At 48.9% G+C, this 25738-nt stretch carries 15 protein-coding genes and 5 pseudogenes; all 20 read left to right on the forward strand.

Annotation, left to right across the window (positions count from 1 at the left end):
* Positions 1 to 179: 179 nt before the first annotated feature.
* Positions 180 to 2491, forward strand: a pseudogene (locus GN277_RS29265) (VirB4-like conjugal transfer ATPase, CD1110 family); the annotation flags it as partial.
* A 22-nt stretch (positions 2492 to 2513) separates the two neighbouring features.
* The gene (locus GN277_RS29760; protein WP_244325007.1) at positions 2514 to 2798 is read left to right on the forward strand and encodes a hypothetical protein; all 285 of its coding nucleotides are present in this window, start codon (positions 2514 to 2516) and stop codon (positions 2796 to 2798) included.
* An 8-nt stretch (positions 2799 to 2806) separates the two neighbouring features.
* Entirely contained in the window at positions 2807 to 3328 is a 522-nt protein-coding gene (locus tag GN277_RS29765) for a class B sortase (protein WP_244324574.1), read from the forward strand.
* Positions 3329 to 3377: 49 nt separating this feature from the next.
* Positions 3378 to 5960, forward strand: a pseudogene (locus tag GN277_RS32335) (C40 family peptidase).
* Between the two features lie 86 nt (positions 5961 to 6046).
* A complete protein-coding gene (locus tag GN277_RS03335) occupies positions 6047 to 6445 on the forward strand; it encodes a DUF4315 family protein (RefSeq protein ID WP_004083182.1) in 399 nt (132 codons plus the stop codon).
* Positions 6445 to 7191 (forward strand): DUF4366 domain-containing protein, encoded by a 747-nt coding sequence (locus GN277_RS03340; RefSeq protein ID WP_159749802.1) that lies wholly within the window; start codon positions 6445 to 6447, stop codon positions 7189 to 7191. The genes GN277_RS03335 and GN277_RS03340 overlap by 1 nt, the downstream gene beginning before the upstream one ends.
* Positions 7191 to 9315 (forward strand): annotated as a pseudogene (gene topB, locus GN277_RS03345) (DNA topoisomerase III). The gene GN277_RS03340 and the pseudogene topB overlap by 1 nt, the downstream one beginning before the upstream one ends.
* Positions 9316 to 9413: 98 nt before the next feature.
* Complete coding sequence (locus GN277_RS32550; RefSeq protein WP_322101238.1) at positions 9414 to 10583, forward strand: hypothetical protein; 1170 nt, start codon at positions 9414 to 9416, stop codon at positions 10581 to 10583.
* A gap of 43 nt (positions 10584 to 10626) precedes the next feature.
* Entirely contained in the window at positions 10627 to 13695 is a 3069-nt protein-coding gene (locus GN277_RS31110; protein WP_204162694.1) for a hypothetical protein, read from the forward strand.
* Positions 13695 to 17642: pseudogene (locus GN277_RS32015) on the forward strand (Eco57I restriction-modification methylase domain-containing protein); the annotation flags it as partial. The gene GN277_RS31110 and the pseudogene GN277_RS32015, both read left to right, overlap by 1 nt.
* A 358-nt stretch (positions 17643 to 18000) precedes the next feature.
* Positions 18001 to 19476 carry a group II intron reverse transcriptase/maturase gene (gene ltrA / locus GN277_RS03355; protein ID WP_456300584.1) on the forward strand — a complete coding sequence of 492 codons (1476 nt, stop codon included), beginning with the start codon at positions 18001 to 18003 and terminating at the stop codon, positions 19474 to 19476.
* Positions 19477 to 19617: 141 nt separating this feature from the next.
* Positions 19618 to 19893 carry a hypothetical protein gene (locus tag GN277_RS32555; RefSeq protein ID WP_456300585.1) on the forward strand — a complete coding sequence of 92 codons (276 nt, stop codon included), beginning with the start codon at positions 19618 to 19620 and terminating at the stop codon, positions 19891 to 19893.
* Between the two features lie 119 nt (positions 19894 to 20012).
* Positions 20013 to 20960, forward strand: a complete 948-nt coding sequence (locus tag GN277_RS03360) for a helicase (protein ID WP_244324578.1) — start codon at positions 20013 to 20015, stop codon at positions 20958 to 20960.
* A 231-nt stretch (positions 20961 to 21191) separates the two neighbouring features.
* Positions 21192 to 22265 carry an ArdC-like ssDNA-binding domain-containing protein gene (locus GN277_RS31120; RefSeq protein WP_322101239.1) on the forward strand — a complete coding sequence of 358 codons (1074 nt, stop codon included), beginning with the start codon at positions 21192 to 21194 and terminating at the stop codon, positions 22263 to 22265.
* Positions 22266 to 22354: 89 nt separating this feature from the next.
* Positions 22355 to 23017, forward strand: coding sequence for a hypothetical protein (locus GN277_RS31125; RefSeq protein ID WP_322101240.1), 663 nt, complete (start codon positions 22355 to 22357; stop codon positions 23015 to 23017).
* The gene (locus GN277_RS31130; protein ID WP_322101241.1) at positions 23007 to 23141 is read left to right on the forward strand and encodes a hypothetical protein; all 135 of its coding nucleotides are present in this window, start codon (positions 23007 to 23009) and stop codon (positions 23139 to 23141) included. Before GN277_RS31125 ends, GN277_RS31130 begins: the two co-directional genes overlap by 11 nt.
* Positions 23102 to 23299 (forward strand): YodL domain-containing protein, encoded by a 198-nt coding sequence (locus GN277_RS32020; protein ID WP_322101280.1) that lies wholly within the window; start codon positions 23102 to 23104, stop codon positions 23297 to 23299. Before GN277_RS31130 ends, GN277_RS32020 begins: the two co-directional genes overlap by 40 nt.
* 64 nt (positions 23300 to 23363) lie before the next feature.
* Positions 23364 to 23521 (forward strand): annotated as a pseudogene (locus GN277_RS32025) (LPD28 domain-containing protein); the annotation flags it as partial.
* Positions 23522 to 24148 carry a YodL domain-containing protein gene (locus GN277_RS29795; protein WP_244324947.1) on the forward strand — a complete coding sequence of 209 codons (627 nt, stop codon included), beginning with the start codon at positions 23522 to 23524 and terminating at the stop codon, positions 24146 to 24148.
* Complete coding sequence (locus tag GN277_RS29800; RefSeq protein WP_244324579.1) at positions 24082 to 25734, forward strand: DUF3849 domain-containing protein; 1653 nt, start codon at positions 24082 to 24084, stop codon at positions 25732 to 25734. The genes GN277_RS29795 and GN277_RS29800 overlap by 67 nt, the downstream gene beginning before the upstream one ends.
* Positions 25735 to 25738 lie beyond the last annotated feature (4 nt).

Raw genomic sequence — 25738 nt, forward strand, 5'->3', positions numbered from 1 at the left:
AAAGCTGCCCGTGAAGCAGAAAAAGCGGCAAAGAGGGAGGCAGCAAGGCAGAAAGCGGAGAAAAAGAAAAGGGTTTCAAAGAAAAAAGCACATCAGGAATCGGCAGTACAAAAATATGGTACAAGAAATGCCGCAGTACACAAAGGCCGGGATAGAGCAAAAGAGAAAAAGCAAGGGAGAAACAGATTTCCGCACAGCAGTCCATTCCCTACCGGGAGATGGCGAAGGACGGGATCTGCCGGGTGCAGGATAAATATTATTCCAAGACCATTCGGTTCTATGATATTAATTACCAGTTGGCACAGAATGAGGATAAAAATGCCATTTTTGAAAACTGGTGCGATTTCCTTAATTATTTTGACAGTACCATACATTTTCAGTTGTCGTTCGTGAACCATCACAGCAACATGAAAGAGTTTGAATCCATTATCCAGATCAAGCCGCAGAACGACGATTTTGACGATGTACGGATGGAGTATGCGCAGATGCTGAAAAACCAGCTTGCGAAGGGCAACAACGGGCTTGTCCGCACGAAGTATATCACGTTTGGGATTGAAGCGGACAACATCCGGGAGGCAAAGCCGAAGCTGGAACGGATTGAAGCGGATATTCTGAACAACTTTAAGGTGCTTGGCGTATCTGCTTATCCCTTAAATGGAGAGGAACGCCTGCAGGTGCTGTATGAAACCTTTAACCCGGATGAAAAGACACCGTTTAAGTTTTCTTATGATAGTGTGCTGCGTACCGGGATGGGGACGAAGGATTTCATTGCGCCCACCAGTTTTGTGTTTAAGAATGGGAAGGACTTCCAGATGGGTGATACCCTTGGGGCGGCATCCTACTTACAGATACTGGCCCCGGAGCTGACGGACAAGATGCTTGCGGAGTTCCTGGATATGGACAGGAACCTGATGGTGAATCTGCATATCCAGTCCTTAGACCAGATGAAGGCAATCAAGCTGGTGAAAAGCAAGGTAACGGACATTAACCGGATGAAAATCGAGGAGCAGAAGAAGGCAGTACGATCAGGGTACGATATGGACATCATCCCCTCTGACCTCAATACCTACGGAGGGGAAGCGAAGCGGCTGTTGGAAGATCTGCAGTCCAGGAATGAGCGGATGTTCCTTGTAACGGTGCTGTTCTTAAACACGGCAAAGACAAAACAGGATCTGGACAACGCCGTATTCCAGACGGCGGGTATTGCACAGAAATACAATTGCTCATTACGCCGATTAGATTATATGCAGGAGCAGGGGTTGATGAGCAGCGTCCCATTGGGATTGAATCTAATCCCTATCAAACGTGCGCTTACTACCACATCCACGGCAATTTTTGTCCCGTTCACCACGCAGGAATTATTTATGGCGGGGGAATCGTTGTATTACGGCTTAAATGCGCTGAGCAACAACATGATCATGGTAGACCGGAAGAAACTGAAAAACCCGAATGGATTGATACTTGGTACGCCCGGATCTGGAAAATCTTTTTCAGCGAAACGAGAAATTACCAATGCTTTCTTTGCCACCCAGGACGACATCATTATTGGAGATCCAGAGGGCGAGTATTATCCACTTGTCCATGCGTTAGGCGGGCAGGTGATCCATATTTCAGCCACAAGCCGGGACTATATTAATCCGATGGACATCAATATGGACTATTCGGATGATGATAACCCACTAGGCGTAAAGAGTGATTTTATCTTATCCTTGTGTGAGCTGATCATGGGGGCAAGGAACGGTATTGAAGCGGAGGAAAAATCGGTGATTGACCGCTGTCTGCCAATCGTGTACCAGAAATATTTTGGGAATCCGATTCCAGAGAATATGCCGGTACTTGGGGATCTGTACCAATGCCTCCGGGAGCAGAAGGAAATGCAGGCACAGCGGATTGCAACAGCGCTTGAAATCTATGTGAACGGTTCCCTGAAAGTATTCAACCATAGGACAAACGTGGAATTGGAGAACCGTATCATCTGCTTTGACATTAAGGACTTGGGGAAACAGTTGAAGAAGCTGGGGATGCTCATTGTCCAGGATCAGGTGTGGAACCGGGTGACGGTCAACCGTGCTGCACGAAAATCCACCAGATACTATGTTGACGAATTCCATCTGCTTTTAAAAGAAGAACAGACGGCGGCTTATTCAGTGGAGATCTGGAAGCGTTTTAGGAAATGGGGCGGCATTCCGACGGGAATAACGCAGAATATTAAAGATTTGCTGTCAAGCCGGGAAATTGAGAACATTTTTGAAAACTCGGACTTTATTTATATGTTGAACCAGGCGGCGGGGGACAGGCAGATACTGGCGAAGCAGCTCAATATTTCCCCACATCAGTTATCTTATGTGACGAACAGTGGAGAAGGTGAAGGACTGATTTTTACGGGAGTACCATAATCCCTTTTAAAGATAAATTCGATAAGTCGTTACGCCTCTATGCTTTGATGACAACAAAATTGTCGGATTTGGAGGAAGCCGGGAAAAACGGCCTGCCAGAGATCAGAAAGGCGAAGCATGAAACAATGGATTGCAAGAAAAATATTGCTCTGCTCCCTGCTCCTTCTAAGCATCAGTGGGTATTTTCTCGCAGATATGCTTATGCAGGAGAGGAAGGATGATGCATTGCAAGAGCAGTTGAAAGAAATTTATGAAAAGTCTGGCAATGGGGAGACGGAAGGGTTATCAGAGGAAGAAACAAATGATGGAGGTAGGGATACCGGGGAGATTCTTCTCCGGTTCATCCGGGCCTGCTTGCGCTGCACAGGGAAAATCCAGATTGTATCGGATGGATTCAGATAGAGGGTACAGTGATTGATTATCCGGTTATGTACCGTCCATCGGAAGAAAACTATTATCTCCATCGGGATTTTAATGGGGAGTATTCTGCAAACGGCTGTCTGTTTCTTTCCGAGCTGTGCAATCCAGCTACAAGTGATAACTTGATTATCTACGGACACCATATGAACAGCGGGAAGATGTTTGCGGCACTGGAACAGTACAAGGACAGCGCATTTTATCTGGAACATCCATTGATTTCCTATGACACATTGCATGGCAGTGAAACGTATCAGGTTTTCGCCGTATTCTGTACGCCGGTATATACAGGAAATGATTTTCCCTATTATACATTTACAAAGGCGGAGGATGCGGCAGATTATCGGGAATATATCAAAGAAGTTAAGGAACGTGCGTTGTACGATACAGGAATTTCAGCAGTTTTCGGGGATAAGCTGTTGACGTTATCCACCTGTGAGTATTCCCAGAGGAACGGAAGGGTTGTGGTAATGGCGAAAAAATCAGCCAGTAAGAAACAGATTGGTAGATCCTGATACTTTGCGACACCGTGTCGCAAACTTGGATGGTGAAAGGAACAGCGATATGCGGGAACAAGAGTTTAAAGCAAGAGATAAGACAGTCAATAAAATGAGCCGTGACGGTTTGGTTGAGGAAAATCTGCAGAAGAAAGATTCTGTCCGGATAAGCCAGAGGGAATTGGATAATCTGACACTGCCGGGGCAGGCGGCAGATTCTGTCAATTTCCAAAGGGAAAAAGCGTATTCTATTGGACGGGGGCAGAAGGACAGCATTTCTTCCAGTGCGGAAAATCCCTCAAAGGCAAGCAGGCAGCAAAGGCAGTCCGCAAAAAAGCGGCGGCTGTATGAAGCACATACAAAGAATCCTTTGTCTGAGCAGGCAGGCGATCCGTTATCCGGATTGCCCGTGCAGCCGGAAAACCATACATATTTCGCACAGGAGCCGGACGGCAACGGAGATACAGAACCGGAAATCCCGGAGACAGAATCAGCCAGGGGATTATCGGGACATTCCTCACGCATGGAGAGTATCCGGGGGCATCCGTCCAGCGGAAGGAACTATGTGGAAGCTGTGGCAGAGACAAGCCACAGCCGGAAGAAAAAGCAGGTGCAGGCGCAGTTCCGTAAAGGGGATGGACAGCAGGCAGGCGGCGAAGCAGGCAGTAAGGATTCTCGGAAAAATGATGCCCATTACAGGGAGACGCCGGAAGATGCAGGGAAAACCTTAGAGTCTGTCCGTGAAAATATTAAGAAAAAGCAGAAGCGGGAGCGGCTGCATAATGAGCAGAAAAAGCAGGAATCCAGGATTTCCTTCGGTGACGATGAAAGTGTTATGGTGCATGGTGCAGGTATGGGGATCGGTAGAAAAGCTGCGTCTGCGGCGTCACATTCCATGTCAGCCTATGCACACGGGAAGGTGCATGAAGCGGAGCAGGATAATTCTGCGGCAGAGGGGGCACACCGGGCAGAGGTCATGGCGGAACATTCTTTGCGGAATGCCATGCGTACCTCCCGCCGGATGGTGCAGCGGAAGCTCTCCCGTTGGAGGGAATCCCCGGAAGGGGAAGGGGTGAAAATCCGCCTGCAGTTTGAAGCTTCACAGGAAACGGCAGAATCGGCGGGGAAGCAGTTGGCAGAAACGGGGCAGGCAGAGAAAACAATCCGAAAAAATTCTGGCAGAAACAGCGGATTAAAAAATCCTACCAGGCGGCAAAGAGGGGTGAGAAAACAACAGCGGAGGCGGCAAAAGCCACACAATCCGTATTTGACAAAATAAAAAGTAAGGCGGCGTCCGTCTTAAAAAATAATAAAGGGATATTTGGGGCAGCGGCAGTCTTAGGGCTGCTTTTTTGATGCTTTCTGCAGGCTTGTCAAGCTGCAGCGCTATGATTGAGGGAACATCTTCCAGTATTATTGGCTCTACCTATCCAAGCACGGATGAAGATATTTATGAGACGGAAAATGCGTATGCGGCATTGGAAGCTGGCTTAAACAGACAGATTAACAACATGGAATCCACACATCCGGGATATGACGAATACTGGTATCAGGTAGACGAAATTTCCCACAATCCCTACCATCTGATCTCCTATTTCACTGCGAAATACGGGGAGTTTACTTATGAACAGGTAAAAGACGAGGTGGAAGATATTTTCCGGGAACAGTACAGCCTGTATGTGGACGAAGTCAACGATACGGTGACGGAGACAAAAACCGTGCGTGTCGGGGAATCCCTGGGACAGGTGGTGACGAGTGGGTATTGTAACTGTTCCATCTGCTGCGGTGTATGGTCAGGAGGGCCGACGGCCAGCGGCGTATATCCAACGGCAAACCATACGATAGCGGTGGATGCCGCCAGTCCCTTTGTGCCGATGGGTACGAAGGTCGTGATGAACGGCGTGGAGTATGTGGTGGAGGACACAGGGGCGTTTGCCCGGTATGGGGTGCAGTTTGATGTTTATTATGACAGCCATTCCGCTGCGTCCGCACATGGGCATCAGACCTGGGAAGCGTTTATTGCGGACGATAACGGCAATCAGGAAGTGGAAGTGACCACGACGGAAGTAATCAACCGCCTGGAAGTGACGCTTATGAACCACAATCTGATGCCGTCCTGCGGAGCCGTATGGATGAAAATGAGGAAAAGCGGTATAACCTTTACAACGGGACTTACGGCAACCGGGATTACTTATTTGACGTGGGGAGCCTGCCCGGTGGCGGCGGTGCGGATGGATATGGGTATGAAATCCCGTCCGAGGCATTGTCGGATGAAAAGTTTGCAAGGATGATCCATGAGGCGGAAAAATATTTAGGCCGTCCTTATGTTTGGGGCGGAGCTTCGCCAAGTACCGGGTTTGACTGTTCCGGGTTTGTCAGTTGGGTCATCAATAACTGCGGGAATGGATGGAACGTAGGGAGGCAGACGGCAGAAGGATTGCGAGGGTGCTGTGCCCATGTACCATCTTCACAGGCAAAGCCGGGTGATCTGATATTTTTCCAGAACACCTACCCGACATCTGGAGCAAGCCATGTGGGGATTTATGTTGGCAACAACATGATGATCCACTGCGGCGACCCAATCCAATATACAAACATAAGTTCTGCATACTGGCAGCAACATCTACTCGGATTTGGAAGGCTGCCTTAAAAATACAGTTTTGGAGAGACAATAAAGTTTGATAAAAACGCATGAACAATGACAATTATATTTGATAAAGAAAATGGGGTGGCGATATGAACAAAAAGCTGCGGCGTGTCCTGGACGAAATCCAGAAAACGGAAAAGAAGATTGCCGCATGGCAGGAGCATTTGGGAGAGCTGAACGTCCAGAGGGAAATGCTGGAGGATGCGGAGATATTAAAGAGCGTCCATTCCATGCGGCTTGGAAGCTGGGAACTGCTGTCTGTCCTGGAGGGCATACAGCAGGGGACGGTGGTATTTTCCGAGAAGCCGGGAACAGATATGGATTCTGGCAGCGAAGAAAGCATGGAATCGGAGAAACTGGCCGGATCAGCAGAAAGCATGACGGAAACAACGGAGAATGCGGCAGAAACAACAGAAAACATAGCAGGGGAGTTATCTGCAGGACAGGGACTGCCGGAGGATGCGGCAACGGAGGGAGGATTTATATAATGAAAGATAAGATTAAAAAATATCTGATGGTAATTACGATGGTCGTGGGGATGATGTTCTCTGCGGCCATGCCTGCATTTGCCTATACGGACAGTGCAGGGCAGACGGAAGCCGACACCGCAAATGTTGGGACAGCGACAGGAAATAGCAGCGTGGAAAACGGAGATCCGGAGGATGCGCCGATTGCAGAGGAACCGTCAGACACAGAAGAACCAGAAGAGGAAGAATCACAGGGCAGGGTGCAGGGGACGCCGTTTTCTGTGCCTGGGAACGGGCAGTTGGTGGACGATATGGCAGACGATGAAAGCAAGCAGTTTTTAACTGTGCAGACTAAGAACGGCAATACCTTTTTCATGGTGTTAGACCGCTCCAACAATACGGAGAATGTCTATATGCTGTCCATGATTGATGAAAATGACCTGGCAGAATTTATTGGGGAAACAAAGGAAGACCCAAAGCAGGAGCAGCCTTCCGTAATCATCCCGGAAACAGAAAAGCCGTCTTTACCGGAAGAACCAGAAATGGAGACAGAGCCGAAAGAAAAGGAAGGCGGCACGAATACGGGCGCCCTGCTTGCGGTGATTGTACTTTTGGCTGGCGGCATCGGCGGATATTATTATTTTAAAGTGGTGAAACCAAGGCAGGACGAGGATGAAGAAGACAATGAGGATTTGGAATTTTACGGCGGTGCATATATCAATGAGGAGCAGGACGATTCTGAGGAAGAAGAGGAGGATGATGAATAATGTTTTTGGTCATTGCCGAAAAACCGAGCGTATCACAGAGCCTGGCCAGGATTCTTTCCGTTACGGAACGGGAGGACGGCTATCTGTCAGGGGAAGACTGTATTGTAAGCTGGTGCCTGGGGCATCTGGCCGAGTATGCTTCCCTGATTATTATGATTCCAGATATGGGAAATGGGAGTTTGCAGACCTGCCCATCGTGCCGGGGCAGTGGGAGTTGGCCGTTGCAAAAGATAAGAAAAAGCAGTTTGCAGTCTTAAAAAAGCTGCTGAACCGGAGTAATCTGGATTATGTGGTGAATGCCTGTGACGCAGGCCGGGAAGGGGAACTGATCTTCAAGCGTGTCTATGACCTGTCGGGCAGCAAAATCCCGGTCAGGCGGCTGTGGATCAGTTCTATGGAGGACAGCGCAATCCGGGAAGGGTTTGCCAATCTGAAAGATGGGGAGGAATACAAGAACCTTTGCGAAGCCTCCATATGCAGGGCAAAAGCGGACTGGCTGATCGGAATGAACGCAACCAGGGCATTTACCACAAAATATTATAAGCGATTGACGGTGGGGCGTGTCCAGACACCCACGCTGGCAATGCTGGTGGAGCGGCAGGATGCCATTGACGGGTTTGTGAAGGAAGTCTATTACAAGGTGGCGGTTGAGGGGGATGGGATTCGTGTCATATCAGAATCTATTAAGGATGAAGCGGAAAGCATTGCCCTGGCTGAAAAATGCAATGGGAAATCCGCAGTTATCCGCAAAGTGGAGAAAATCCAGAAGAAGAGCCAGCCGCCGAAACTCTATGATCTTACCACGCTGCAGAGGGAGGCAAACCGTTTCTTTGGATATACGGCGCAGGAAACATTAAGGGAGCTGCAGGAACTGTATGAAGCAAAGTTAGTCACCTATCCCCGGACGGACAGCCAGTACATTACAGCAGATATGGAGCAGACAGCTTTAGAATTGTTAGAGCTGTTACCTGAGTTACTGCCTTTCTTACAGGGAGAATCTATCGGGGAGAATATAGGGCGCATTATCAATAATGATAAAGTTTCCGACCACCATGCACTGTTACCGACAAAAGAGGCGCTAGGGCAGGATTTTGAAGAATTATCAGAACGGCAGCGGAATATCTTCCGTCTGATCGGGCAGCGTCTGGCACAGGCAGTATCCGAAGAATGCATTTATGAGGAAACAACAGTCACAGCATTGTGTGAGGGGCATGAGTTCTCCGCAAAAGGGAAGGCAACAGTCCAGCCAGGGTTTAAAGGCATTGAAGAAGCCTTCCGTAATGCTGTGCAAAAAGGAAAGCCAGCGGATAAAGGCAAAACAGATGACACATTCTCCATTCCGGGAGGATTGCGGGAAGGGATGGAGATTGCAGAAGTCCGTGCAGAGAAGAGCAGGCATTTCACATCAGCTCCGAAGCCGTACAGCGAGGACACACTGCTTTTAGCGATGGAACGGGCCGGGAATCAGGATTTTGATGAAGATACAGAGAAAAAGGGACTTGGCACGCCTGCAACCAGGGCATCCATTCTGGAAAAGCTGGTTTCCTCCGGCTATGCAAAGCGGAACGGGAAGCAGATCCTCCCGACTGCAGACGGAAGGAACTGATTGCGGCGCTGCCGGATTACCTAAAGTCTGCATCTATGACTGCGGAATGGGAAAATAAACTGCTCCTGATTGAGAAAGGGCAGATGGACAGCCGGGAGTTTTTGCGGGAGATTACAGATTTGATTGATACGATGATTGCAGGCTGCAGCGCCATATCCGGGGAAGAACAGGGCCGTTTCCATCAGAGGGAAAGTGTTGGAATCTGCCCGGTATGCGGGAATCCTGTGTATGAGGGAAAGAAGAACTTTTACTGCAGTAACCGGGAATGTGCTTTCTCCTTGTGGAAGGAGAACCGCTATCTATCCGGTATGAAAAAACTGGTGGATAAGAAGATGGCGGCAGAGCTGCTGGAGAAGGGGCGTACCCATGTGAAGGATCTCTATTCACAGAAAACAGGGAGAACCTTTGCGGCAGACCTGTTGATGACGGCAGAGGATGGACGTGCGAATTTCAGCCTGGAATTTCCGAAGAAAAAGGGAAGCGGGAAATCCGGCAAAGGCAGTGGAAAACGAAAATAAAAAGCAGAATAAAGGTACATGCCGCTTTTGTGTCTGGAAAAGTATTGTTGGATAAAAACTTTCAGGCACAGGGGCGGTATTTTATATGGAGGTTTTATATGGCAATGTTAAATGAAATCCGTGGGCTTGCGGAGTATGAGGCAAAGGCTGTCACCAGTTCCCCATGGGACTGGATGGGATATCTGGACACGGCGGCGAAGCTGTACCGTTATTCCTTCCCAGATACGCTTTTGATCCATGCACAGCGCCCGGATGCGACTGCCTGTGCGTCGCTGGAGCTGTGGAATGGGAAGATGAACCGGTGGGTGAACCGTGGGGCAAAGGGGATTGCACTGATTGACGATACCGGGCCGACACGGAGGCTGCGGTATGTATTCGATATTTCCGACACGCATATGGTGCGTGGCGGCAGGACGCCAAACCTGTGGAAGATTGAGGATGCACAGAAAAAGGATATCCTTGACCATCTGGCGGACGCTTACGGACTGTCAGAGACAGACAGCGCAGACCTGCCGTCTGCCTTATCCGAAATATCCCGCCAGTTGACGGAAGAAAACTTAGAGGAAGTGATGGACGGCCTTCTGTATGAAACAGAGGGGACATTTTTAGAGGGGCTGGACGAGGACACGATCCGTGTGGAGTTCCGGCGGCTTTTGATGAACAGCGCTTTTTATACGCTGGCTGTCCGCTGCGGCCTTGACCCGATGGAGTATCTGGAGGAAGAAGATTTTTCGGCAATCACCGATTACAATGCGCTGCCTGTGCTTACCTTCCTGGGAAATGCCACAAGCCAGCTTGTGGAGCCTGTCCTTGTGGACATTGGACGGACAGTGCGTAAGATTCTCATAGAAGAATCCCAGAAAACGGTTGCAAAAGAGAATGGAATCGGCTATAATGAATTTAACGCTTTAAAGCGTGAAAGCAAAAACAAAGAAGGAGGAAATGAGCATGGAACTGACTTACCACCGCAAAGGGGATTACCTGTTCCCGAACCTGACCATAGAGAAACCAGAGGCGGCAATCGGGAAGTACGGGATGCTGCGCCGGACATACCTGAAAGAGAACCGGAAGGGATGGTATCAGAGCATGATGCTGTCGGGGAAACTGGACAGGCACTTGATGGAGATCGAGCAGGCAGCGACGGAGAGGATGGAAGTCCTGATGAAGGGCTGCTTCTGAAATACCCGGCCCCGGACAAGGAGAAAGACCAGATGGCGTGGGCGGCGCACATGAATGGACTGACGGCAATGGCGGAAAGAGCATCTTGAAGGAATTGGTATACAGCTAAATGAGGAATCAACAGAACAGGATTTGAGTGAAGCAGAGGAGAAAGAAGCCTCTGCTTTATCTTTGCCCGATTTTCCGACTGTGGAACAGCAGAAGAGGGAGATTGAGGGACGGATGCAGGCGCTCTATGCCGGGGAGGTTGCGATTTCTCCAGAGGTGATAGATGAAGTCCTGCGCAGCGGCGGCAACCGGAATGGGAGCCAGCTCCGGATCATCTATAATTTTATGATAGACCAGATGCCGGAGGAATATACGGAATTTGTCCGGAGGGAATATGGCAAAGGCGGCATCGGGCTTATCATAGACGGCAAGGAATATTCTGTCTGGTATGACGAGCTGGGGATGCAGATTGCCGTAGGACATACGGTGACAGACCGGATTCTGGATAAGGTATTTTTATCCTGGGAAGATGTGTGCGGGCGCATCCACCAGCTTTTAAAACAGGGGGAGTATGCGCCGCAGGTGGTATTGGATGCCGCAAGGGATAACGCTTTGAAGGAACACGCCAACGCACTTGCCTATATGTATCAGGATATGGCAGAGGGCGTTGCGGAGCTTGTATTTGAAGATGTGGAGGTATTCTATGGCGGATTCCCTGATAAAGTGGAACGGCTGTCAGAGCTGATCGCACAGCCGGAATATCTCTCTGACCTGATAGAACGCCTGGAAGGCCTTGCAGAGGCGTATGAAGAAAATCATGGGATTATGCGATTCCAATTATATAATCCTACACGGATTCTTGCACAGTTCCAGAAGTTTGCAAAGGAGGCTGTACCTTACCAGGCAAGAGAAGGGTTTGCATGGGAAGAACACCCGGTTTTCATCACAGAGGATGAGATTGACGCTTTTCTGCAGGGAGGGGGCGCATATTCGGACGGGCGGCTTTCCACTTACGCATTTTTTATACAGGATAAGACTGATAAGGAAAAAACGGATTTTATTATGGAAAGCTATGGGATAGGCGGACGGAGCCATGCGCTGTCCGGCGCTGACAATTCCCATGCAGATTACAGCGGGAAGGGGTTGAAGCTGGCGAGAGGCTCTTATAGTGAGCCAGATGTGGAAATCTTATTGAAATGGCCGAAAGTGGCAAAACGGGTAGCGGCTTTAATTGAAAACGGCAATTACCTAAAGCCGTCCGATTATTCCCGTATGCCTGTTTATGAACGGGAAAGGATGGCGGGGCGTGTTGTCAATTTCTATCACCATCTTCCAGACCATATGATACGTCCCTGGGCGGGAAATCCGGATATGTTTACCCACCGGGACGATGTGGTGAGTCTTCTGAACAATCCAGAAGGGCAGGAAGGCTTATTGCGGCATATGGATGAAGCAATAGCGGAATTGCCATTAGATTTTGAAGATTATGAGAAAAAGGTACAAATCCTTACTGATCTTCACGGATATGTGGAAGGGACATATACGATTTTCCCGGAAAGGAAAAGAGAAGAAGTACAGATTGAAAATGGAGGACAGTTATCCCTCTTTGATTTCATGGCCCCAGAAAAGACGCCAGGAAAGCAGGAAGAAACAAAAGAACCGCAAAAAAACGAAGAATCAGAAATTAAAAGTGCGGAACCGATAGAAGATAGCAGCGGCTCCGGCGAAACCGGGAAGTACACTTACGCAGTAGGGAACTTTATATATCTGGATACGGATAAGTTACACCGTATTACAGAAATTAAGAATCAGCACATATCGGTAAAGGATATGGAACATCCAGACCATCAAGAAAGTATAATCTTTCTTGATTCGTATGATGGGAGATTAGATGTCTGCCCGGAACTGAACCGGCATCTGCTGATTGGCGGAAATGCATTAGGGAGGGACAGCCGGGCTATTTACAAAGAATGTCTGTATACTGCCCTTGCCGCCATTAAAAGCAGCGCAGCCTATGATGTCATCCGTTCCAGGGACGTAGATGAAGATATGGCGTATGATATTGTCCAGGAAGAATTGGACAATTTAATGGTGCGCAACAGGGAAAACGCCCCCGTTATGGCAGAAGCCTATGGGAACTGGGATAACTTCCGGGACTGGATGGCGGAAGATATTTTCCAGAGGACGTACCAGGATTACCTTGTGGACAGCCGGGACGCCATTGCCTTGCATGAAAATGACCCGGATGCGCCGGAGTGGGCAAAAGGCATGGCGGTGGATGCAGAGTTACAGGAGATTGCGGCATTTCCAGAAGGAGCAAAGGAAAATATGCGGGAAGCGGAAACGGCGGCAGAAGCAGAAACCGCAGATTCCGCAAAATCCGCAGAACCGGATCTTATGCAAAGAGAACCCGGCATATTTGAGTATGGGGGATTCCATTTTGAAGCTGTTGGGAAACTGCAGGAAAACTTCAACGCACAGGACATTATCCTGAATACCAGATCGCATAACGAACTTGGCATATCTGATTATGAAGATGGGCAGCATCCGTATTCGCACAGCAGCTTTTATGAAGCAAGCACAGACAAAACCGCAGATGTTTTCCGGTGCGTGGAAACGGGGAAGAACTATCTCCCAGGGGAGCATGAGCTGTTTGAGTATGTGGGGGAATTTATCCCTTTTATACAGCAGGAGACGCAGGAAGAAGAAGCGGAGCTGCCTCAGACGGGCGCAGCGGCTCCTAATCTGGAAGAATTGCAGGAGGAACCGGATGTTGAGGAATATGATCTGATTGAAAACAGGCTGTTCCTCGCAATGGAGGAAGCGGACGTATATCTGGATGATTTTTCACCGGAGCAGGTGGATGTGATTTATGAAGCCGCCGAAAAAGGCTTAAACCTTGTGCCAATGCTGAACCCGGAGTTTCCGCCGGAACAGATGCAGTTGATCGCTGACGTAATGGAGCGGATGGCCGCTAATGAGCAGGCAGCGTTTGGGAATGAGATCAATCCTCTGACAAACCATGTGATGAACCCAGAGGAAATCAACCATATCCGAAAAGACCGCAGATTACCTTTAGAGCCTGTTGCCGTAGATGGGATAGATGGAGCCGGAAGGACTGGAAACGGCACTACCCGGCAGGCTTCCGGGCAGGCCAGAAAGGACGCCGGGACGGGAGAACCGTCACCGGGGCTGGAACGCAGGGAAAAATAAATTTCCATATCACCGATGATGATTTAGGCGCAGGCGGCCCGAAGCAGAAGTTCCGTGCCAACATGGACGCAATCCTCCTACTGAAAACGCTGGAACAGGAAAACCGCCTTGCCACGACGGAAGAACAGGAAACCTTATCACGGTTTGCCGGATGGGGCGGCATCCCGGCAGCGTTTGACGATAAGAATGAAGCGTGGGCGGCGGAGTATGCGGAGCTGAAAGCGGCGCTGACGCCGGAGGAATACCGGGAGGCAAGGGCGTCCACATTAAATGCGTTCTACACTTCCCCTACGGTAATTAAAGCAATGTATGAGGCATTGGGGAACATGGGATTACAGAGGGGCAACGTATTGGAGCCGTCCTGCGGGATTGGGAATTTCATGGGATTAGTGCCGGAAACTATGGACGGGCTGAATATGTACGGCGTGGAGATTGACAGCATTTCCGGGAAGATAGCAAAACAGCTTTACCAGAAGAATAATATCTCCGTGCAGGGCTTTGAAACCGCCGCATACCCGGACAGCTTCTTTGACTGTGTGGTCGGCAATGTGCCGTTCGGTGCTTATAAGGTGGCAGACCGCAGGTATGACCGCCACAACTTTATGATACATGATTATTTTATCGCAAAGTCGCTGGATTTGGTGCGACCAGGCGGCGTGGTGGCGGTGGTGACGTCAAGCGGCACGATGGATAAGCAAAGTGCATCCGTTCGCCAGTATATAGCCAACCGTGCAGACCTGCTTGGGGCAGTCCGCCTTCCCAACAATGCGTTCCAGAGGAATGCCGGGACGGGCGTTGTTGCGGATATTTTATTCTTCCAGAAACGTGACCGGGCATCCCTGGAGCAGCCGGGCTGGGTGGAGCTTGGCACGACACCGGAGGGGCATACGGTCAATTCCTATTTCGTAGAACACCCGGAAATGGTGCTTGGGGAATTTACTATGGAAAGCACACAGTACGGCAAGCAGGAAACCACGGTAAAACCGATAGGGGCGCTGTCCTTGCGGAGCAGTTGAGGGAAGCGGTGAAACATATCCAGGGGACGATTACGGAGTTGGATCTGGAAGATTCCGAGTTAGAGGAAACCGTACCATCCATCCCGGCAGACCCATCCATCAAGAATTTCAGCTTTGCAAACGTGGACGGGAAAGTGTATTACCGGGAAAATTCCGTTATGAATTTAATGGAACTGCCCGCTTTAACAACAGAGCGTGTGCTGGGGATGATTGAACTGCGGAATTTGACACAGCTGCTTTTGCAGTGCCAGATGGAGGACGGTAGTGATGCGGAAGTTGCCATGCTGCAGAAAGAATTGAACACGCAGTATGACCGCTTTACGGCACAATACGGCCTAATCAGCAGCAATGCTAACCGGAGGGCGTTCTCCCAGGACAGCAGCTATTGTCTGTTAGCGTCTTTGGAACTGGTGGACGAGGAAGGAAGCTAAAGCGGAAGGCAGATATTTTTACCAAAAGGACAATCCGTAAGGCGGTGCCGGTGACAAGCGTGGATACTGCCAGTGAAGCCCTGGCTGTTTCCATTGGGGAGCGGGCAAAGGTGGACGTACCGTTTATGGCGGAACTGTCTGGCAAGACAGAATCCGAAGTCACAGAGGAACTGGCGGGGGTAATCTTTAAAAATCCGCTGACAGACCAGTGGGAAGCGTCGGATGAATATTTATCCGGCAATGTCCGGGAGAAACTTACGGTCGCAAAACAGTTTGCAGAAAATCATCCGGAATACAGGATTAATGTGCAGGCATTGGAGCGTGTGCAGCCGAAAGACCTGGAAGCATCGGAGATTGAGGTGCGGCTTGGGGCAACCTGGGTAGACCCGGCTTATATCACAGAGTTCATGGGGGAGCTGTTCCATACGCCGGGCCATTTATTGGGGAACCAGATTGACGTGAAGTATGCGAAAGTCAACGGCCAGTGGAATATATCCGGAAAAAGTGCGGATTCCCGTGGCAATTCCCTTGTCACAGCCACTTACGGGACACAGCGGGCAAGCGGCTACCGTCTGCTGGAAGATGCCTTGAATCTCAAGGACACAAAAATCTTTGATACAATCGTGGAGGACGGCAAGGAAAAGCGTGTCCTGAACAAAAAAGAAACCATGATCGCACAGCAGAAGCAGGAGATGATAAAGGAAGCCTTCAAAGAGTGGATTTTCCGGGACATTGACCGGAGGGAGGACTTGTGCAGGAAATACAACGACCTGTTCAACAGCGTCCGTCCCCGTGAGTACGATGGGAGCCATATCCAGTTTGCAGGCATGACGCCGGAGATTACCCTGATGCCCCACCAGAAAAATGCGGTGGCGCATATATTATATGGAAATAACACGCTGCTTGCGCATTGCGTGGGGGCCGGCAAGACCTTCCAGATGATTGCCGCTGGAATGGAAAGCCGGAGGCTTGGGCTGGCGCAGAAAAACCTCTATGTCGTGCCGAACCATCTGACCGAACAGTGGGGCAGCGATTTTTTACGCCTGTATCCGGGGGCAAATGTCTTAGTCGCAACGAAAAAGGATTTTGAGCCTGCCAACCGCAAGAAGTTCTGTTCCCGCATTTCGACAGGCGATTATGATGCCGTCATCATCGGGCACAGCCAGTTTGAGCGCATCCCCCTTTCTAGGGAACGGCAGATTGCAGCCATCGAGCGGCAGATGAACGACATCACTACAGCAATTGCAGAGCTGGCGGAGGAAGAAGGCACACGCTACACCATCAAGCAGATGGAAAAGACGAAGAAAACGCTGGAAACAAGGCTTGCGAAGCTGAATGACCAGAGCCGGAAGGACGACGTGGTGACGTTCGAGCAGCTAGGCGTGGATCGGCTGTTTGTAGACGAGAGCCACAACTATAAAAATATGTTTTTATACACAAAGATGCGGAATGTTGCCGGGATTTCACAGACGGACGCACAGAAAAGCTCCGATATGTTCATGAAGTGCCAGTACCTGGATGAGATTACCGGCGGGAAGGGCGTCACTTTTGCAACCGGGACCCCCGTATCGAATAGTATGGTCGAGTTATATACCATTATGCGCTACCTTCAGTATGACACCATACAGAGGATGGGCCTGGGGCATTTCGATTCCTGGGCGGCGGCTTTTGGCGAGACGGTAACAAGCATAGAATTAAGTCCTGAAGGCACAGGATACCGGGCAAAGACAAGGTTTGCCCGGTTTTTCAATCTCCCGGAGCTGATTGCATTATTTAAGGAGAGCGCCGACATCCAGACTGCAGATATGCTTGACCTCCCGGTTCCCGAAGCGGAATATATCAATGAAGTGCTGAAACCAAGCGGGGAACAGCAGGATTTAGTCAGCTCCTTTGCGGAACGGGCAGAAATTGTCCGAGCCGGGAATGTAGACCCGTCACGAGATAATATGTTGAAGATTACCAACGACGGGAGGAAATGCGCCCTGGATCAGCGGCTTATCAACGACATGCTGCCGGATGCGGAGGAAAGCAAGGTCAACCGCTGTGTGAATAATGCTTTTGACATTTGGGACAAGACTTCTGCAGATAAAGGCACACAATTAATTTTTGCGACCTGTCTACGCCGAAAAACGACGGCACGTTCAACGTCTATGACGACGTGCGGGAGAAGCTGGTGGCGAAGGGAATCCCCAGGGAGGAAGTGGCGTTTATCCATGAAGCCGGGACGGAAACGAAGAAAGCGGAATTATTTTCAAAGGTGCGCTCCGGGCAGGTGCGTATTCTGCTCGGTTCTACACCGAAGTTAGGCGCAGGGACAAATATCCAAGACAGGCTGGTTGCCCTACACCACCTGGATGCGCCTTGGAAACCGGCCGATTTAGAGCAGCAGGAGGGCCGTATTCTTAGGCAGGGGAACCAGAACGACAAGGTTCAGATCTACCGATATGTTACCGAAAATACGTTCGACGCATACATGTGGGTGCGACACGAAGTCGCTTAATTTAACTGTTTGGCGGCAATGCCGACCAAACCATCCATTCCGTTGGATGAAGCCGTTATCCCCGGCTCTGCCAGTAATGGCACTGTTCGGAAGCGGATATAAACGTAACCCTGCTTGGAATCCAAACCGTGAGGGGCGGATGAAACTGCTAGCTACAAGGCGGTTAGGGTGCAGGCTTTTATTGATAGCATGGTTAATTAACTGAATCACCGCAAGCTTCGTTAAGGCTGAACAAGCCAAAGTAGCTGATAGGCTTGAACCAAAAGGTGTGCAGTCGGTTACTCCTCTCCACGCTTGGGAGTACACGGACATTATGACTGCCGGAGTAGAGGTGGAACCTAAACTATCAAAATAATTGTTGGTTAAGTGGAACGTGTCAAGCCCGTATTCCTGCCCATATGGGCAAGCTGACCGTAAGGGAAGCCGTTGGGAATGCGGGTATGGGATTGCGGAAGAAGCGAATGCCGACCTTGTAATGAGGACGGATAGGGGTTCAAGATTTGCCCCACCCGAAAGGGGGCAGAATTCCGCAGGGTGCTTGATTACGAGAGAGTTTATAGAATTTTTGAAAGGAGTAAAGCAAATGAACGGTAAAACGTGTGCGACTTCTGACGTTGCAAAGGCATGGGATTCCATTGACTGGAACAAAGCCGAGGCATATGTTAAAAAACTGCAAATGCGTATCGTAAAGGCTCATCAGCAGGGCAGGACAGGTAAGGTGAAATCCTTGCAGTGGCTGCTCACACACTCTTTTTATGGACGTGCTTTAGCCGTAAGGAGAGTAACGAGTAATAAAGGTGAAAAGACAGCAGGCGTAGACAAAGTTTTATGGTCTACCCCAAAACTGAAATACGAAGCAATTCTCGGCTTGAAACGCAGGGGTTACAAGCCACTGCCGCTAAAAAGGGTGTATATACCGAAGAAAAACGGGAAAATGCGCCCGCTAAGCATTCCATGCATGAAGGACAGGGCAATGCAGACACTGTATAAATTTGCATTAGAGCCGATTGCAGAAACCACAGCAGACCCGAATTCCTATGGATTCCGGGCAAAAAGATGTGTGCAGGACGCTATCGAGCAGTGCTTTACCTGTCTGAATAAAGGGAAATCACCAAAATGGGTGCTGGAAGGCGACATTAAAGGCTGTTTTGACAATATCAGCCATGAGTGGATTTTAAGCCACATCCCAATGGATAAGGACATTCTGCGGAAATGGTTAAAAAGCGGGTATATCGAAACAGGGAAGCTGTTCCCGACTGATTTGGGTAGCCCACAGGGTTCATCTATCTCGCCAACTATCTGCAACATGGTCTTGGACGGTCTGGAAGCCCAGATTAAGAAGAAATACCACAAAACGAAAGTAAATGGGAAAGCATATTTTCCAAAAGTGAACTTTGTGCGTTATGCTGATGATTTTATTGTCACTGGCGAAAGCAAGGAAATTCTGGAAAACGGTGTGCTTCCCATTATCCGGGAATTCCTGTCGGAGAGAGGGTTGGAACTGTCAGAAGAAAAGACAGTCATTACCCATATCGAAGATGGGTTTGATTTTCTCGGAAGCAATATAAGGTGGTACAAAGATAAACTTCTGACAAAACCGTCCAAAAAGAATTATAAAGCCATAGTGAGCAAGATAAGGGAGATAATAAAGAAGAACCCGTCCATGAAGCAGGAAGATTTGATACGGAAGCTGAATCCGGTCATCCGTGGGTGGGTGAATTTCCAAAAGTATAATGTTTCGTCACAGGCATTTGAAAGGTTTGATTTTGATGTGTGGAGATGCCTATGGCAGTGGTGCAAACGCAGACACCCTAAAAGAGCCACAAATGGATAGCAAAGAAATATTTCAGACGGGTTGGCACAAGAAGCTGGACGTTCAGTGTTAAAATGCCTGATTCGTTTGAACTCAACCTGATATATGCCACGGATACCAATATCGTAAGGTGGCTGAAAACAAAATCAGAAGCGACGCCATTTGACAACAGGTTTACAGGATATTTTGAAGAGAGATACGGAGAGAATGTTTCGTGAAATCAAAGGCAGAAAGAAGCTGAACGCCCTCTACAAAGCACAAAAAGGAATATGCCCTATATGCGGCGGTGCTATCACTGTAGAGGAAGGGTACAGAATCCATGAAGCCACGGGGAATGATTATAAGATAACAAGAATTTTAGTAGACGCAGGCTGTCACAGAAAACTGCATTACTCGAAAAACGATGATGAACCGGCTCTGGTGACACAGGGCTTATAAGTGCTTGAGCCGTGTGAGGGGAAACTCTCATGCACGGTTCTTAGAGGGGAAGGCGGTAGTAATACCGCTGACCTACTCGACCAGATCCTGGAGAACAGCAGAAGTTCATCAGCCAGATCATGACCAGTAAATCCCCGGTACGGGCCTGCGAGGACGTGGACGATACGGCGTTAAGCTATGCGGAGATCAAAGCCCTGGCTACGGGCAATCCCTACATAAAAGAGAAGATGGATCTCGACATCCAGGTAAGCAAGCTGAAACTTTTGAAGGCAAACCATACCAGCCAGAAGTACCGGCTGGAAACGGAGATCGCAAGGAATTACCCGGTGAAGATTACCGCATTAAAAGAGCGGATTGCAGGCTTGCGGGCGGATGCGGAGGCAGTGAAGCCAATCCTTGAAAAAGAAAAGGAAAAAGACAATTTCTCCATGCTGATCGGTGGAAAAACCTACACAGACCGGAAAGAGGCAGGGACGGCGCTGATTGCAGCCTGCGCAGGAATGAAAGCGGTGGATGCGGCCGGGCAGGTCGGGGAATTCTGCGGGTTCCGGCTGTATTCTGATTTTGACAGCTTCAACCAGGTATATAAGCTGACTATCAAGCGGCAGTGCAGCTACCAGGTTGAAGTGGGGAAAGACCCGTTAGGGAACTTGCAGCGTATCAGCAACGTATTCTCCGGGATTGGGAAGAAACTGACGGAATCGGAACTGAATTTAGAAACCGTTCAGCAGCAGCTTGCCACGGCAAAGGAGGAAGTGGAGAAGCCTTTTGCAAAAGAAGAAGAATTGGCGGAGAAGATGGAACGCCTGTCGGAATTAAACGCCTTGCTGAACATGGACGATAAAGGGCCGTCGGAAGCGCTGGGCATGGACGATGATGTGCAGGAAGTGGCAGACTGTCCGAGGAAAGCGGTTAATTATGCAGGCCGGGTGTCGGATGCTTCACGGATTGCAGATGAAGTAAGGAAACCTTCTGTGCTTGGGAAGCTGAAAGAAGCAAAAGAGCGTCTTATGGGGAATCATGGGAACACCCAGAAACCGGTAAAGAAAAAGGAGCAGGAATTATAAGCAGGAGGCCATACCGTCAATAGATGATGGGGGTGGCATTATTTTTGCATAGACAGATGGGAAAGCTGCGATAAGTTTTTCCGTCTGTTTATCTGCAAGGTATTTTGCAGGGCAGGCGGAGCCTGCCAGTGAGAGCATGGAATTAGCCGGGTCTGCCAGAAACCTATTTCAATATTTATAAGGATAGTTCTATGGCATATGCCGGGAAAGAATGGAGGGAATTTATCATTTATGGCCGGAAAACGGGAAGAACAGTTGAAGGAGATTACGGAACGGCTGGAACAGGGCGTCAAGGATTTATTTACATCGGAAAAATATACAGAATATTTGAAAACTATGTCGCAGTTCCATAATTATAGTTTTAACAACACGCTTTTAATCGCGATGCAGAAGCCGGAGTCAACCTTGGTTGCAGGGCTGGCTACCTGGAACAAGAAATTTAACCGTCGGGTAAAACGTGGGGAGAAGGGGATCAAGATCATCGCCCCTGCGCCGATTAAGGAAAAAGAAGAGATAGAGAAATTTGATCCGGAAACAAACGAGCCGGTGCTGCGCCCGGACGGACAGCCGGAGACAGAGGAAGTGGAGCGTATCATCCCACGGTTCCGTGTGTCTACAGTATTTGACATTTCACAGACGCAAGGAGATCCGCTTCCGGAACTGGACACGCCGGAGCTAGTGGGGAGCGTAGAAAATTTTGATATTTTCATGGAAGCAATCCAGATGGTTTCCCCATCCCCTATGCGCTATGGGGAGATTGAAGGGAGTTCCAAGGGGTATTACAGCAACGCCAGTAAGGAAATCGTAATACAGGAGGGCATGAGCGAGAAGCAGACCATGAAAACCGCTGTCCATGAAGTGACACATGCCATGTGCCATGACCGGGATAGGATGGAGGAGCTTGGTGAAAATAAAAACAAGATGACAATCGAAACGGAAGCCGAGAGCGTAGCCTTTACTGTCTGCAGTTTCTTCAATTTAGATACGTCAGACTACTCATTCCCATATTTAGCGGGATGGGCAAGCAGCATGGATATGAAGGAGATGCGCACGTCAATGGATTTTATCCGGAAAACAGCAGGCTCTTTTATTGACAGCATGGTGGAGAACATCCAGAAGCTGCAGAAAGAAAAAGCGGCAGAACGGGAGCTGACAGAAGATGATTTCGTATTCCAGTTTGCCCCTCTTGGGGAGGATACAAAAAAGTTCTATCTTGTAGATAATGTCGGGCGGGTAGATTTTTTAAGGCTGTTACATACTTTTGCTGAACAGGACGGGGGAAATGGAAACCGGAGCAGTTCCTGAAAAGCCACGGCGTACACCTGGATTTATGGCGGGATTCGGAAGATGGAAAGAAGAATCAGGAAATCCCGGAGTTCTATGATGCCTTGTATATGGATGCAGGCCATATCGTGGATGCGGCAGAATTTTCTATTTTGGTGCAGGTGGAGATGATGATCAGCCGTGCGGAGTACGGGCATACAGCTTTGGGGAAGGAAGCGCATAACCTGGCTGTCTTATATGCCTATAAGCTGGACAATCCAAGGGACACGAGGGAGTTGGTGAATAAACTTGCGGAGGCTGTGGAAAATCCGAAGATGCATAATCTTCAGGAAATTATGGAGGATGCACAGGAAGAGATTGATTTTCTGCCTGATAACAAAGTCGGGATTATGCAGATGCATGAATTTGGCTACCGCAATGATTCCGTCCTGCCGCTTACAATGGAAAGGGCCGTTGCGCTGCACAATGCAGGGCTGCATATCTACAGCCTACAGAAAGACGGAAGTTCAATTCTGATGAATACAGAAGATGATATTAGAGAAACAGGAGAAGACGGCATGTTTGGCATTGACGCAAGGGCGTGGGAGAGCTACCAGGTGATGGAATCGGTACGTGCGGAAAATGCAGAGCAGGAACATTTAAACGAAGAATTGCTTTTCAGCAGTAACGAGGATCGTTATGCCATCTACCAGATCCGGGACGACAGCAAGAGCCGGGAATACCTTTTTATGGGTACGGAGTATCTGAAAGCAGGGATTTTCCGTGGATTATGATGATTACCGGATGGTTTACGGTGATGTGCTAGGGGAAAAGAAACGCTGGATTCCCTGTATGAAAAATTCAATATCGGGCAGCCGCTGGACTTTAAAGGGCATTCCCTCTCTGTCAGTGATGTAGTGGCCATAAAAAGAGACGGTGAGATTACGGCGCATTATGTGGATTCTTATGGATATACGGAACTGCCGGAGTTTTTTTCATCAGAAGGAGAAAACCATAAAGCAGGAAAAAGGAACAGAATTACAGGAAAGCAGCCTGCAGGAACTACAAAAGGGTGATACAGAAAAGCAATATCAAGAAGTAGAGATTTTTGGAGTCCCGGCATTATTTTCTAATGGAAAGATACCGGAAAAAGAAGTGCCATCTGAACTTTACCGCTATGATTTGCGGGGTCTGATTATGACCCTGGCGATCCGGTCGCTGTGGAATACCATGTGGGAGCCAACCATGCCGGCACAATCCTGTCCTCGTTTTATCTGCCTATCCCGGAAAGAAGGTATTTGAATCTTGGGGAAGAATTAAACTTTACTGGCGGGATGGTGACAATCGAACAATTAAAGCAATCAGCAATAGCGTTCAATGAAAGCCTGAATACAAAAGAAAAGAAACGGAAGCTGGAAGAACGGATACAGAATGTGGTCATTCATTCCAATGAGGAGCTTTTATATACAGGTACAGATGATTGTTACGCTCTTTTTCAGATCAATGAGGATACGAAAGGCCGGGATTATTTCCTTTTAAGTATGGAAACGATCAAAGAAGATGGTTTAGAGGTGAATGGTGCGGATTATTCCCTGATTTATGGCGGCAGGCTCAAGCTAGGGGATAATTTGGAAAGCGTCCGCACAGAAATAACATTTTCTCTCCCGGAAGGCTATACCGGGCACTACCCGACTGTCGGTGATGTGATGGTTATGAACCGTAAAGGGAAAGTGACTGCTTATTTTTGGATGATTATGGCCCTGTGGAACTGCCCGGTTTTATTGAACAGAGGAAACATGTACTGGAGGAAGAAGCAAAACGGCAGATTCCAGAGGAAAAAACGTACCCGCCGCTTTATATGCATACCATTACCTATGCAATGGAGCATGGCCGGGCAGATGATTACCTGGAATCAAGAAAGCTGAACCTGGACTGCAAAAAAGCGGTTGAGGACGCAATCAGGGAGAACTTTGACGGGATGCATCTGGCGCATGATGCCGCAGAGGAAGTCCTGGAGGAATATGGCGCAGAACGTGTGGTATTCATCCTTGCAAATACGTTGCAGCATTTGGAACATGACGGGCGGTTTTCTATCGGGAATAAGGCATGGGCAAAGGGATACGAGATACCGGAAAACATAAACCGGGGGATGGATATGAACGCTGATTATGTGGTAAGCAGCCACCCGGCTGTACTGGACGGGTTTATCGGATTGGCAAGGGATGGAATACAGGAACAGGAGTTAGGGAAGGAAGAAAACGTGCGGATCAATGAGGAAACGAAAGGGTTTATTGCAAATGGGCATTTTGGCACATGGCATACGGTAGAAGCAAAAGAAATTAGCGGCGAGCTGTTTTACCGAATGGAGCATGAGGAATATGGGGATTCTGTGGCCTCTATTATTGTCAATCAGGAAGGGGAACTGGTGGCAGAGGATCTGGAGCATGGGTTTGATCAGGGGGCAATGGAAGCCATTGGCGAGTATTTTTCAGAAAAAGGAGTAGAAATGGAACCGGAGCCGTCATTCATTGCACAATACTATCTTATACAGAACACCGATGGCAGCAAAGCAGAAAGGGAATATCAGTATTTTGCGGATTTGGATGCGGCGGTCACTGCCTATCAGCAGATACCAAACCACCTAAATAAACAGCTTGGCATGGAAAGCACGGAACAGCCACCCTCCAGGATGTCCCTGATTGTGTGCCAGAATGGAATTGAAACGCTTACAGATATAGAATTTAATTCCCTAAGCGAAAAATGGGTTCGAGAGGAAACGATGGCGGCGTCACAGAAAGCAAGGGAGTATCTCGATAGCTATGATGTTGCGATTGCATACCAGACAGAAAAAGGGTATTTTTCCATCCAGACCGTTTCTGACGGTTACGATTATACGATTTATGGTAAGGATTTCAGGGAGATTGACGGAGGCGTGTACGACGATCCGGATCTGTCAATCCGTGAGGCGATGGAAGCGATCCTTTCGGATGAAGGCATACCGTTGGCGGCGTGTAAGGTTATGGATTATGGAGAATTGCAGGTGAAAACAGAAACCGTGGCGCAGGAAGAACTGCAGAAGGCGCAGGCGAAAGAAACGGAGACGGAGAGACTTCCGCTTGTTTCTGATCAGACAGAGCCGGAGCCTGCCTTAAACGGCCAGAGCCGTGCGGGGGTAGAGGAAACCGTACTCTGCTATGCCCAGGCACAGATTGATGAAATGGGGCTGTCGGAGGAAGTGGAGCTGCTTGGCGCAAGGGTGTATGGGAGCCGTTCCAGGGAAGGGATGTACCAGGAAGGCTCGGATATAGATGTGGTGGTATCTTACAGCGGCAATCTGAAAGAGGATGTTTTCTTCAATGCGTTACATGAGGGAGATTTTAAGATGGCGGGAATCCCGGTTGACATCAATCCAATCTCTACGGAAAAGACAGGAACTTTGGAGAGATACATGGAGAATGGGAAAAATATCTGGATGGAAAAGAAAGGCAGGAACTTACCGGGGATATTGTAAAGTT

The sequence above is a fragment of the Sporofaciens musculi genome (assembly GCF_009830285.1).
GTDB lineage: Bacteria > Bacillota > Clostridia > Lachnospirales > Lachnospiraceae > Sporofaciens > Sporofaciens musculi.